The following is an 11,490-nucleotide window of genomic DNA, read 5'->3' on the forward strand; positions in this document are numbered from 1 at the left end:
AGCGCGACAGCAACTCCTATTGCGACATACCGAAATCCCCTCACCTGGCCCATCATGTCGAATCGCCGATGCGCGAGTACACCGCCGCGAAGAGTTGGGGCAAGTTCGTTATGGGGAGGGGGACTTAGGAGCGCACACGTGTTCGGTAAACGATCGATTCCCGAACACCGCTCGCGGCCTGGCCCGGCTCGGACGCGCCACGCTGGCGATGGTGTTCGGAAACCCGTTCGGAAACAGCTAGCGTCCGAACCGCTAAACGAACACGTTTGCCGAACGCAAGGAGTGTGCATGGCTCTCGTCGGACTGGTTCGCGTCAGCACCAGAGCTCAGGAGACCGCCCGGCAGCACGATGCGCTCGACCCGATCTGCGTGAAGGTTTTCGAGGAGAAGCTGTCGGGCACGTTGCGCACCGAGGACCGGCCCGAGCTGACCGAGGCGTTGGGCTACCTGCGCGAGGGCGACATGCTGACCGTGCAGGAGGTTGACCGGCTCGGTCGCAACCTGCTCGAGGGACTGATCGTGCTCAACGATCTGTTCCAGCGCGGCGTGGCAGTCAAGGTGCTCGAGGGCATCGCTGCTGGCGAGCACGTCGAGCGGTCCCTGATTCTCGATCTGGCCCTCGCGCTGGCCGAAGACCGGCGTCGCGACATCGCCAGGAAGACCAAGAACGGTCTCGACTCCGCCCGGGCCCGCGGCCGCGTCGGTGGCCGGCCCACCGTGGTCGAAGCCGACAAGCGCCGAGCGATCCTCGCGCGCCGGGCCGAACGCGAATCGCTCCGGACCATCTCCAAGGGCGTCGGCGTCAGCCTGGCCGTCGTTCACCGCGTCGTCACAGAGCACGAGGCCCAACTGGAGCTGAGTACCGCTGAGCCCGGCGAGAAGCAAGTGGGCTGTGCCCCGCTGCCGATGCCCGCACCGCCGACGACGTCGTCCTGTCCCGGCTGCGGCCACCGGCCGAACAGTCAGCGCGACCACCGGTTGCTCCGCGACGCACTCGGAACCGTCTGGCTCCTTCCTGACCCCGACCGGCCGGGCGAAATTATTGAGCACTGGCACTGCGATCACTGCCAACCGCACGGTGCCGACATGGTCATGTGCCCCTGCGGCGGCGACAGCGTGATGACCAGCGCCGAACTGGCCGGCCACGTCGACATCAGCACCAGCGCGGTCACCCGATGGCTCAGCAGCCACGGCTGGATCCGTCATGACGGCACCTGGTACTGCGGCCACCCCTCCTCCCCGCCGGCCAGTGAGAACGACCAGCTCATCACCGGAGCTGGCCGACGAGCTCCTCATTTTGGCTGAGGCCGGGCGGATGTCGAGTCAGCCGACGAACGTGATCGCGTTGCCGTCCGGGTCGCGCACGATGAAGTCGGTGCCACCCCACGCTTGTTTGGTCAGCTTCTGGACGATCTCGGCGTCAGCGGCCAGATATTCCGCGTAAAGGTCGCGTACGTTCGGCGTATCGACGAACGCCATGATGAGTCCTTCTCGTTCCGCGGCACCGGCCGCGAACACCTGCTCGTGGACGAGCTTCAGGTGCAAGGTCGCGCCGTCGCGCGACACCGATGCGTAGAACGGCGGGTTGCCGTGCAAGAAGTCGATCCGGAAGCCGAGCTGGTCCCGATAGAACGTGGCCGCGGCATCGACGTCGGCGACGAACAGCACCGGTTTGGCGCTCGCGACTGCCGTGTCCTGAGTCTTCGGCTGCTCGCTGGTGGGCGGGTCCGCTTCCGTGCTCGCCTTGAGTTCGGCCCAGCTGGCGCAGCCCGCTTCGAGGGCGATGATCTCTTGGGCTTCAGTGAGGGGAAACTTCAGCGCGAGTGCTTCGCGGTCGGACAACGTGCGATAGCGCGCGAGCTGTCGGATGCGACCGCCGATCGAGAAGTTTCCTTCGCGGTGCCAGCGGACGAGCAGTTTCGCCTGCTTCTTGTAGGTTTCGAGCTTGGGCATGGCGCTCCCTCTTCGGTCTTGAAGTAGGTGGGCCTTGCCCTTTCGGCATGCTGTGCCGCTGCGCCCTACGACCGGGTTGCACCCGCGCCTGCGACGTTGAGATTACCAGGCGAATTGGCCGCAGGGCTGCGTGAGCGCCGTCCTTTCTCCGGTTCTGCGGACCGTGGCGCGCTGTCGGGCGGCGTCAGGTCCGATCGCCTGCCGGCGGAACAAACCCTGCTAACACCCTTGCTGACAACGGCCGCGGATGGTCTTGCAGGTGGATGACCTAGGGGGTTTGTCATTCCCGGGTCGGGTGAGCGGGCTCAGCTGGTGGGGTCTGGCTCGACGTAGTCGGGCTCCGGGTCGATGCGAACCGGACCGCGTTGATGGTCGTCGCGCCGCTGAGCCAGGCCTTTGCGATGCGGTGTCCGCCGTCCATCAGGTGCCCGTCGGACGACAGGATCACTCGCCGAGTGCCTTCGGGCGGGCTGTGGGTCGTAGCCTCTCGTCCTGTGGAACTGGATGCGCCGAGGCTCATCGATCGGTGGCCGGTACTCGCCGGCCAGATCCGAGCTGCGCTGATTCGCGACGACGAGACCGAACTGGCGGGCCAGGTCGACGAGCTGCGCGTCCTCGAGATGTGCGCCTGTGGCGACGACTTCTGTCAGAGCTTCTACACCGCCCCGCGGCCCGAGAAGAGTTACCCGATGGACCGGCACCGCAACTGGTTCCCCGAGGATGACGAGCCGGGGTGGGACGGCTATCTGATTCTCGACGTCGTCGACGAACGCATCGCGTTCGTCGAGGTGCTGTACCGGCCGCCGCTCGATTGAGCCGGCACCGCCCGCTGGGTCGATCAAAGCTTGTGGCTGCGGGCTACCGCCGTTCCAAGAGCACTGCTACGCCGTACCCGGCCAGTGCCCCGATCATCGCCGCGATGGGTGCCAAAACGACCGCCGGGTCGGCCCATTCGGAGCCGCCCGCTGCTCGTGCCCATGCCGCATTCGCGATCATCAGAACGACCGCACCGATCACCGCCCACCAGTTGCGACGGCGATAGCGTTCGGGCGAGACCATGCCCGAACCCTACGCCGGTGGCACCATGGCGGCTGTGAGCTCATTCTTCAACGTGACCGAACCGCCCGGCGAGCGCCCGTACGGGTGTCCATGCTGCGGATTCCTCACGCTGGACAGTCGGGGCGGGTACGAGATCTGCTCGGTGTGCTACTGGGAGGACGACGGGCAGGACGCGCACGACGCCGATGTGGTGCGTGGCGGGCCCAACGGGGCGTTGAGTCTGTCGCAGGCGCGGCGCAACTTCCACGACTTCGGCGCTTCGTCGGAGAAGATGCTGCGGTACGTCCGGGCTCCCCGGGACGACGAGCGACCGTGAGGCGCGCGCCTCAGGACAGGGGGCAGGGATGAGCACGACCGCCGTCGTACTCGAGTTGACCGTGCGAGATCTGACTGACGCCGATCTCCCGGCGTGTGGTTTTGCCGGCGGCGAACTTCACCTGACGCAGGTTGCCGAGCAGCTCGGCCGAGCACGGGCCGGGCAGGTCGACTACCTCGCCGTCTGCACCAAGGCCGACCTGCCGGTGGCGATCGGCGGGGTGGACTATTCGCCGTACCCCGGGGCGGGTTCGTTGTGGCAGTTGGCGGTCCACCCGGCGTTGCAGTCGTGCGGGATCGGGACGGTGCTCGTCGGAGCTGCCGAGCAGCGGATCCTCGACCGAGGGCTTGACCGGGCCGAGTTGAGTGTCGAGCTGAGCAACCCGCGGGCGCGGGCGCTGTACGAGCGGCTGGGCTATGTCGCGTACGACGAGAAGCTCGAATCGTGGGACGAGCAAGCGGATGACGGCTCGGTCAGGCGGTACGAGACCATCTGCGCCCAGCTGCGCAAGCAGTTGCGTTAGCGCTCGCGGCGGGATGATGTCGGCATGAGCTGGAAGCGAACCACCGGGCAGGACGACAGCTCCACCACTCCAGCGGAGCAAGCTGACGGCGCCGCGTCCGGTGAGCCGGTGATCTACCCGTCGCTGATCCGCGATCGCGAGTACGTCGACGAGCAGGGTGTTCGTTGGCGGATGCGGCGTGGGGAGCTGCGGTGGAACCGGATCGAGCGGCTGATGAGCGACGCCGGCGTTCGGGTTCTGAAGGTGGATCGGGACGACGTCAGTGACATCGCCGCCGACGACCGAAGCGGGCTGTTGGCAACAATTCGTCCCTATCTGAAGGGCAAGGCGGAGGAGACGGACGGCTACACCGACTTCACCGTGGCGGAGTTCAAGGATGATCGGCATCGCTCGTTGCTCGTTGTTGAGGAGACTTGTTGACGGGCAGCTAGTTGCTCAGTGATGATTGAGTCAATGAAGACTGAGCGATCCAACTTAGCCGCGCGGGCGCGGATTCATGCTGCGTTGGGTGAGCCGGCTCGGCTGGCGATCGTGGACACCCTGATCGCCGGCGACGCAGCGCCGGGAGAGTTGAGCGCTGTCCTGGAGCTGCCCACGAACCTGCTCGCGCATCATCTGAAGGTGCTGGAGGACGCGGGGCTGGTCGCGCGGTCGCGGTCCGAAGGTGACCGGCGGCGCACGTACGTACGCCTGGTGACGGAGGCATTGGAGTCGGTGGCGACGCCGTCACTGGCGGCGCCGCGAGTTGTGTTCGTCTGTACGCGGAACTCGGCGCGCTCGCAGTTGGCTGCTTCGATCTGGGCCCGGCGGAGCCACATCCCGGCGTTGTCGGCCGGCACCGAGCCGGCCGAGCGGCCGCATCCGCGCGCAGTACGGGTCGCTCGGAAGCATGGGCTGGATCCGGATTCGTGGCGCACCGCTCGGGTCGGCGACGTCGTCGAGGCCGACGACCTGGTGATCGCGGTCTGCGACATCGCGTACGAAGGTCTTCCGGCCGATGCCCGGCCGCGGCTGCACTGGTCGGTCGCTGATCCCGCGGCCGTTGACACCGACGCGGCGTTCGAAGCCGCCTTCGCCGAGCTCGCCGGCCGCATCGACCGGCTGGCTCCCGTTCTCTCAGACCAGGACCGCCAGTGAGTGCCCCGCTCTGGCGCCGAGCGTTCGCCGAGGGCCTCGGCACCGGGCTGCTCGTCACCGTCGTCGTGGGCTCGGGGATCGCAGCCTCATCCCTGTCCCCCGACGACATCGGCTTGCAGCTGCTCGAGAACGCGTTCGCCACCGCACTCGGCCTCGCCGTACTGATCCTCATGCTGGGACCGGTGTCCGGGGCGCACTTCAACCCCGTCGTCTCGGTCGTCGACTGGTGGCTCGGACGTCGTACCGGCACCGGTCTGACACCGCGTGACCTGGCCGCCTACCTCCCCGCCCAGGTCGTCGGCGCGATCTCCGGAGCCGTGCTCGCCAACCTCATGTACGCCGAAGCCGCCGTCTCCTGGTCGACCAAGGACCGCAGCTCCGGGCCCCTCTGGCTCGGCGAGGTGGTCGCGACCGCCGGGCTCGTCGTCCTGATCTTCGCGCTGGCCTGGTCGGGGCGCGCCGCCGTCGCACCCGTTGCCGTGGGCGCCTATATCGGTTCGGCGTACTGGTTCACCTCGTCGACCTCGTTCGCCAACCCTGCCGTCAGCATCGGCCGCGCCTTCAGCGACACCTTCGCCGGGATCGCTCCCGGTTCCGTGCCCGGCTTCGTCGTCGCGCAGCTCGCCGGCGCCGCGGTCGGGGTCGGGCTGCTCGCCGTGCTCTATCCCCGCGCCGGGCAGGCCGCCGGCGATGTCGTCACCCCATCCACCGACACCACCGCAGGAGCCTCCTCGTGAGCAAACCCGTCGTTCTTTTCGTCTGCGTCCACAACGCCGGTCGTTCCCAGATGGCCGCGGGATGGCTCCGCCACCTCGCGGGCGACACCGTCGAGGTCCGGTCGGCCGGATCGGAACCCCGCGACCAGATCAACCCGACCGCCGTCGAGGCCATGCGCGAAGTCGGCATCGACATCACCGGGAACACCCCGCAGCTCCTCGAGTACGACACCGCCCGGACCAGCGACGTCATCGTGACGATGGGCTGCGGCGACGCCTGCCCGGTCTTTCCCGGTAAGCGCTACGAGGACTGGGAACTCACCGACCCCGCCGGCCAGCCGATCGAGGTCGTCCGCCAAGTCCGCGACGAGATCCGCGTCCGGATCGAGAAGCTGCTCGCCGACCTCCGCACCACCTGACCGCAAAACCCCGTTGTCCGCGGGTCGAGGGCGGTGGGATCGTCGGACGCATGACGGCGGCGGGGTTGCGCGAGGCGCTCACCCAGGAGCGGTATCCGCGCTCGTCCGCGTACGACGCCGACTGGGTGGTCAGCGCGCCGATGGGCCCGCATCCGCTGTGGTCGGTCGAGGCGCTGATGCAGGTGATGCGCGTCGAGCCCGGGATGCGGGTGCTGGATCTCGGCTGCGGCGCCGCGCTGACATCGATCTTCCTGGCCCGCGAGTACGACGTACGAGTGTGGGCCGCCGACCTCTGGATCGACCCGACCGATAACTGGCAGCGGATCCAGGACGCCGGGGTCTCGGACCGAGTTCATCCGCTGCGGGCGGAGGCTCACGAACTGCCGTTCGCGCACGGGTTCTTCGGCGCGATCGTGAGCGTCGGGGCGTACCACTACTTCGGGACCGAGGCGCGCTACGTCGCCTACTGCACCGACTTCCTCCGGCCCGGCGGGCAGCTCGGCGTGATCGTGCCCGGCATGCGACGCGATCCTGGGCCGGAGCTCCCGCAGTACCTAGCCGAGCGGTGGACGCCGGACTTCTTCACCTGGCTCGATCCGGCGTGGTGGCGCCGGCACTGGGAACGGACCGGGCTGATCACCGTCGACGTCGCCGACCTCGTCCCGGACGGCTGGGCCGATTGGCTGCGCTGGCTGGAAGCCTGCGAACTCGTCGGCAAGGGGTTCGAACCCGACGCGAAGATGCTGCGTGAGGACGGCGGGGAGCTGCTCGGGCTGGTCCGGTTGCTGGCCCGGCGGACGGCCTAGGGTGGCGGGCGTGGAGTACTTCGTCTACGGGCGCGACCGGCCGGGCTCGTTCGGTTTGAAGCAGCGGTTGACCGAGCAGCACTGGACCTTCGTGGACCAGTACGCCGAACAGTTGATCGCCCGCGGCCCGACGGTGAACGACGACGACACCGCGACCACTGGCAGCCTGCACATCGTCGACCTGCCGGACCTCGCGGCGGCCGAGACCTTCGCGTACGACGAGCCGTACTACCAGGCCGGAGTCTTCGAGTCGGTGCTGCTGCACCGCTTCCGCAACCTGCTCGGCCGCACGATGTGGGACTTCACAGGCCCGTACGACGGCACCGACCGCTTCCTGCTGATCGGCCTCGGCGAACCCACCCCTGAGCCGGCGTCGCCCGAGCACCTGATCGTGTACGGCGAACTGCTCGACGACGAGACCCCGATCGGCTGGGTCGCCGCCGTCGACGCCCCCGACCGCGAGACCGCCGCGAGCTTGACCCAGGCCAACCCCACCACCGAGATCCACCCCTGGCGCTTCGGCGGCCGGCGCTGACCCGCTGTACAGCAAGCTAGTCGTCGTCCTCCGCCCGGAACGAGTCCAGCGCCCGCTCGCGCAGCATGTCGAGCTGAATGGTCAGCACCCCGATGACCTCCTCGACGTTCATCCCCTCGGTCTCCCGGAAGGCCCAGCTCGGGTGGCCCTCGTCGTCCAGGCACTTGACCAGGACGATGCCCTCCAAGGCGGTCCAGGCCGGCAGCAGCGGCGGGACCCGGAAGCTGTCGCCCAGGACCTGCCCGATCGGTTCTCCGTAGTCGCTCGGCATGGCGGCATGGTGTCAGGTCGGTGCCCGGCCGTCGCCGTCAGGACGCCCGAACTCCCGCACACGAAGGTTTTTCCCGCGGAAAGCGGTTGTCGGCGGAAGTTTGTGATCGGGCTCACGTACTACGGGTTCTCAACACGCCGTGGGGTCGCGTACGGTTAGTACCACTTGCACACTGGTATACGCCCACCAGAGTTACTGGTATGCGACCGATCACACCGCCGAACAGGGGAATGAGCCGCCGATGACGACCACCGCCAGCCCTGCCCACACCGAGGAAGCGCTCAGCGTCGAGAGCTCCGCCGCCGCGAAGACGTTCGACCTGACCGACGCCCCGACTGAGCACGAGGGCTTGCGGGCCTGGGTCGCCGAGGTCGCCGCCCTGACCCAGCCGGACCGGATCCACTGGGTCGACGGCAGCGACGCGGAGTACACGCAACTCACCGACGAGTTGATCGCGGCCGGCACGCTGGTCCGCCTGAACGACGAGAAGAAGCCGAACTCCTTCTGGGCCCGCACCGACCCCTCGGACGTGGCCCGGGTCGAGCAGCGCACGTTCATCTGTTCGGTCGACGAGGCCGACGCCGGTCCGACCAACAACTGGATGGACCCGGCCGAGATGAAGGCCCTGATGACCGAGCTGTACCGGGGCAGCATGAAGGGCCGGACGATGTACGTCGTCCCGTTCTGCATGGGACCGCTGACGGCCGACAAGCCGATGTTCGGCGTCGAGATCACCGACTCGGCCTACGTCGTCGCGTCGATGCGGATTATGGCCCGCACCGGCGCCGAGGTGCTCGCGAAGATGGGCGCCGACGCGCCGTACGTGCCGTGCCTGCACTCGGTCGGCGCGCCGCTGGCGCCGGGCCAGAAGGACGTCAGCTGGCCGTGCAACGAGGAGAAGTACATCGTCCAGTTCCCCGAGGAGCGGACGATCTGGTCCTACGGCTCCGGGTACGGCGGCAACTCGCTGCTCGGCAAGAAGTGCTACTCGCTGCGGATCGCGAGCGCGATGGCCCGCGACGAGGGCTGGCTGGCCGAGCACATGCTGATCCTCAAGCTGATCTCGCCGGAGAAGAAGGTGCACTACGTCGCGGCGGCCTTCCCGAGCGCCTGCGGCAAGACCAACCTGGCGATGCTCGACCCGACGCTGGACGGCTGGGAGGTCGAGACGCTCGGCGACGACATCGCCTGGATGCGCTTCGGCGAGGACGGCCGCCTGTACGCCGTGAACCCGGAGTTCGGCCTGTTCGGCGTCGCCCCCGGCACCGGCTGGAAGACCAACCCGAACGCGATGCGCACGATCGAGCAGGGCAACTCGGTCTTCACCAACGTCGCGCTGACCGACGACGGCGACGTCTGGTGGGAGGGCTACTCCGAGACCCCGCCGGACCGCCTGACCGACTGGAAGGGCCGCGAGTGGACGCCGGACAACGGCGAGCTGTCCAGCCACCCGAACAGCCGGTTCTGCACGCCGATCAAGCAGTGCCCGATCATCGCCGACGAGTACGACGACCCGAACGGCGTGCCGATCTCGGCGATCATCTTCGGCGGCCGCCGGGCGACCACCGTGCCGCTGGTCACCGAGGCCCGGAACTGGCAGCACGGCGTGTTCATGGGCGCGACGCTGTCGTCGGAGACCACCGCGGCCGCGGTCGGCGAGGTCGGCGTCGTCCGGCGGGACCCGATGGCGATGCTGCCGTTCCTCGGCTACGACGCCGGCAAGTACCTGGACCACTGGCTGACCGTCGGCAAGCAGCACGACGCGGCGAAGCTGCCGAAGATCTTCTACGTGAACTGGTTCCGCAAGGACGAGGCGGGCAAGTTCGTCTGGCCGGGCTTCTCGGAGAACAGCCGGGTGCTGAAGTGGATCATCGACCGGATCGAGGGTCAGGCCGCGGCCGACGAGACCCCGATCGGCGCGGTGCCGACCGCCGACGCGCTCGACGTGAGCGGACTGGACCTGACGCCGGAGGCGCTGCGGATCGCCCTCGACGTCGACGCCGAGGAGTGGAAGGCCGAACTGCCGCTGATCGAGGAGTGGTTCGCCAAGCTCGGTGACACCGTACCGGCCGAGCTGCGGCTCGAGCTGGACGGTCTGCGAAGCAGGCTCGGCGCCTGATCCCCCCGTACGCCGGCGGCTGACCGGAAGCCAGTACGCCGGATCGCGCGAAGCGCCTCGCCCCCACTGCGGGGGTGGGGCGCTTCGCCGTTCAGAACCCTGGTGGCGCGATGCGGTCCAGCGGGAGTCGTGCGGTGAGCTCCTGGCCGTTCGGGCCGTCGTACTGGACGAGGCCGATCCAGCCGTCTCCGCAGTGCAGCCGGCTGATCAGCCAGGCCGCTCGCCAGGCGCCGTCGGCCCAGCAGGCGACGTGCGCCGGGAGCGACAGCTGGAGGAACAAACGGAGATCGTAAACCTGCGGTCGGATCGCTGAATCCGTCACCGCCACCACGCCCTTTCGTGAGGTACAAAGGCTCTTCTCAGCCCGCTCCTCACAACGGCCTCACCCGCCGGGCACTTCCCCAGTTACCCACGGCGAACCTTCGCCACACCCCGCAACGCCGGCTGTCACGAATCCGACGGACAACCGCCGGAAAATGGCTGGAAACCGCCACCGGCGACCGGTCGGCAGGGGTGAGATCTCGCCTATGTTGGGCGGATGAAAATCGGAGTGATGCTCCCGGTCGGCGGCGACGACGGGCCGGACGGACAGATGCCCCGGTGGGCCGACACCCGCGACATCGCCCTCGCGGTGGAGCAGAACGGGCTGGACTCGGTCTGGCTGGCCGACCACTTCTTCTACCGCGACCCGGCCGGTACGACGTACGGAATGCACGAGGCCTGGACGCTGCTCAGCGCGGTCGGGGCGATCACGAGCCGCGTCGAGCTGGGCACGATGGTGCTGTGCGCGTCGTTCCGGGACCCGGGGCTGGTCGCGCAGATGGCCACGACCCTGGACGAGGTCTCCGGCGGACGCGTGATTCTCGGCGTCGGCGCGGGCTGGCACGACCCGGAGTACGAGGCGTTCGGGCTGCCGACGGATCACCGGGTGGGGCGGTTCGCCGAGTGGCTCGAGATCCTCGCGCGGCTGCTCCGGGGCGAGACGGTCACCGCGAAGGGCACGTACCACCAGGTCGACGAGGCGACGCTCGTGCCGATGCCGCAGCGGCGGATCCCGATCCTGGTCGCGGCCCGGCGGCCCCGGATGCTCGACCTGACCGCGCAGTGGGCCGACCAGTGGAACACCGCCTGGTTCGGGGCGGTCGGCGACGACGTCCGCGCCCGGCTGGCCGAGCTCGACGAGGCGCTGGTCCGCAACGACCGGCCGTCCGGTGAGGTGAGCCGGACGGTCGGGATCACCGTCCGGGACCCGGAGCAGAAGCCGGAGGGCGAGGGCAACGCCCTGGCCGGCCCGGTCGAGGAGCTCGCCACCGCGTTCACGGCGTACGCCGACCTCGGCGTCGAGCACCTGGTCGTCGGCCTCGATCCGGTCACCCCGCGCTCGGTCGAGCGCGTCGCGCAGGCCAAGACACTCGCCTTCGAGTGAAACGACAAGAGCCGCCAGCGACTCGCTGGCGGCTCTTGCGTACTGCGGAGGCGGCGGGATTTGAACCCGCGAGAGGGGATTACCCTCAACCCGCTTAGCAGGCGGGCGCCATCGACCGGACTAGGCGACGCCTCCTCCGACGGCCCCTTGCGGGACACGACGACGGCCAAGACTATCCGGCCGGACGCCGTCGGAGCAAAGCGGGCGCCG

16 protein-coding genes and 1 tRNA gene are annotated in these 11,490 nt (G+C 68.6%); 12 read left to right on the forward strand and 5 right to left on the reverse strand.

Annotation, left to right across the window (positions count from 1 at the left end):
• Positions 1-288: 288 nt before the first annotated feature.
• A complete protein-coding gene (locus BWI15_RS39885; RefSeq protein WP_237771641.1) occupies positions 289-1,305 on the forward strand; it encodes a recombinase family protein in 1,017 nt (338 codons plus the stop codon).
• An 18-nt stretch (positions 1,306-1,323) separates the two neighbouring features.
• Here BWI15_RS39885 and BWI15_RS31035 read toward each other — a convergent pair whose 3' ends face one another.
• Positions 1,324-1,953, reverse strand: a complete 630-nt coding sequence (locus BWI15_RS31035; protein ID WP_077018078.1) for a bleomycin resistance protein — start codon at positions 1,951-1,953, stop codon at positions 1,324-1,326.
• 494 nt (positions 1,954-2,447) lie between these two features.
• Here BWI15_RS31035 and BWI15_RS31040 point away from each other — a divergent pair, with 494 nt between their 5' ends.
• Positions 2,448-2,768, forward strand: a complete 321-nt coding sequence (locus BWI15_RS31040; RefSeq protein ID WP_237771537.1) for a hypothetical protein — start codon at positions 2,448-2,450, stop codon at positions 2,766-2,768.
• 43 nt (positions 2,769-2,811) lie between these two features.
• Here the strand turns inward: BWI15_RS31040 and BWI15_RS39070 are convergent, their stop codons facing one another.
• Complete coding sequence (locus tag BWI15_RS39070; protein ID WP_143466018.1) at positions 2,812-3,012, reverse strand: hypothetical protein; 201 nt, start codon at positions 3,010-3,012, stop codon at positions 2,812-2,814.
• A 34-nt stretch (positions 3,013-3,046) separates the two neighbouring features.
• Between BWI15_RS39070 and BWI15_RS31045 the strand changes: the two genes are divergently transcribed.
• From BWI15_RS31045 to BWI15_RS31080, 8 genes are read left to right on the forward strand one after another with little or no spacing between them, the layout of a single operon-like run.
• The gene (locus BWI15_RS31045; protein WP_202817774.1) at positions 3,047-3,328 is read left to right on the forward strand and encodes a CPCC family cysteine-rich protein; all 282 of its coding nucleotides are present in this window, start codon (positions 3,047-3,049) and stop codon (positions 3,326-3,328) included.
• Positions 3,329-3,356: 28 nt separating this feature from the next.
• Positions 3,357-3,851 carry a GNAT family N-acetyltransferase gene (locus BWI15_RS31050; protein ID WP_077018079.1) on the forward strand — a complete coding sequence of 165 codons (495 nt, stop codon included), beginning with the start codon at positions 3,357-3,359 and terminating at the stop codon, positions 3,849-3,851.
• 24 nt (positions 3,852-3,875) lie between these two features.
• Positions 3,876-4,271 carry a hypothetical protein gene (locus BWI15_RS31055; protein WP_077018080.1) on the forward strand — a complete coding sequence of 132 codons (396 nt, stop codon included), beginning with the start codon at positions 3,876-3,878 and terminating at the stop codon, positions 4,269-4,271.
• Positions 4,272-4,304: 33 nt separating this feature from the next.
• Positions 4,305-4,988 carry an arsenate reductase/protein-tyrosine-phosphatase family protein gene (locus tag BWI15_RS31060; RefSeq protein WP_077018081.1) on the forward strand — a complete coding sequence of 228 codons (684 nt, stop codon included), beginning with the start codon at positions 4,305-4,307 and terminating at the stop codon, positions 4,986-4,988.
• Positions 4,985-5,725 (forward strand): aquaporin, encoded by a 741-nt coding sequence (locus BWI15_RS31065; protein ID WP_077018082.1) that lies wholly within the window; start codon positions 4,985-4,987, stop codon positions 5,723-5,725. The genes BWI15_RS31060 and BWI15_RS31065 overlap by 4 nt, the downstream gene beginning before the upstream one ends.
• Positions 5,722-6,123, forward strand: a complete 402-nt coding sequence (locus tag BWI15_RS31070) for an arsenate reductase ArsC (protein ID WP_077018083.1) — start codon at positions 5,722-5,724, stop codon at positions 6,121-6,123. The genes BWI15_RS31065 and BWI15_RS31070 overlap by 4 nt, the downstream gene beginning before the upstream one ends.
• 50 nt (positions 6,124-6,173) lie before the next feature.
• Positions 6,174-6,929 carry an SAM-dependent methyltransferase gene (locus BWI15_RS31075; RefSeq protein WP_077018084.1) on the forward strand — a complete coding sequence of 252 codons (756 nt, stop codon included), beginning with the start codon at positions 6,174-6,176 and terminating at the stop codon, positions 6,927-6,929.
• Between the two features lie 10 nt (positions 6,930-6,939).
• Complete coding sequence (locus BWI15_RS31080; protein ID WP_077019419.1) at positions 6,940-7,464, forward strand: YciI family protein; 525 nt, start codon at positions 6,940-6,942, stop codon at positions 7,462-7,464.
• A 16-nt stretch (positions 7,465-7,480) separates the two neighbouring features.
• On the opposite strand, the gene BWI15_RS31085 is transcribed toward BWI15_RS31080, so the two are convergent.
• Positions 7,481-7,735, reverse strand: a complete 255-nt coding sequence (locus tag BWI15_RS31085) for a hypothetical protein (protein WP_077018085.1) — start codon at positions 7,733-7,735, stop codon at positions 7,481-7,483.
• A gap of 241 nt (positions 7,736-7,976) precedes the next feature.
• Here BWI15_RS31085 and BWI15_RS31090 point away from each other — a divergent pair, with 241 nt between their 5' ends.
• Entirely contained in the window at positions 7,977-9,854 is a 1,878-nt protein-coding gene (locus BWI15_RS31090) for a phosphoenolpyruvate carboxykinase (GTP) (RefSeq protein ID WP_077018086.1), read from the forward strand.
• A gap of 91 nt (positions 9,855-9,945) precedes the next feature.
• Here BWI15_RS31090 and BWI15_RS31095 read toward each other — a convergent pair whose 3' ends face one another.
• Positions 9,946-10,134 carry a hypothetical protein gene (locus BWI15_RS31095; RefSeq protein ID WP_237771538.1) on the reverse strand — a complete coding sequence of 63 codons (189 nt, stop codon included), beginning with the start codon at positions 10,132-10,134 and terminating at the stop codon, positions 9,946-9,948.
• A gap of 258 nt (positions 10,135-10,392) precedes the next feature.
• On the opposite strand from BWI15_RS31095, the gene BWI15_RS31100 reads away from it, so the two are divergent.
• Complete coding sequence (locus tag BWI15_RS31100) at positions 10,393-11,280, forward strand: LLM class flavin-dependent oxidoreductase (RefSeq protein ID WP_077018087.1); 888 nt, start codon at positions 10,393-10,395, stop codon at positions 11,278-11,280.
• Between the two features lie 45 nt (positions 11,281-11,325).
• On the opposite strand, the gene BWI15_RS31105 is transcribed toward BWI15_RS31100, so the two are convergent.
• Positions 11,326-11,415, reverse strand: a tRNA-Ser gene (locus BWI15_RS31105).
• Positions 11,416-11,490: the final 75 nt, after the last annotated feature.

The sequence above is a fragment of the Kribbella sp. ALI-6-A genome, from assembly GCF_001984195.1.
Classification (GTDB): domain Bacteria; phylum Actinomycetota; class Actinomycetes; order Propionibacteriales; family Kribbellaceae; genus Kribbella.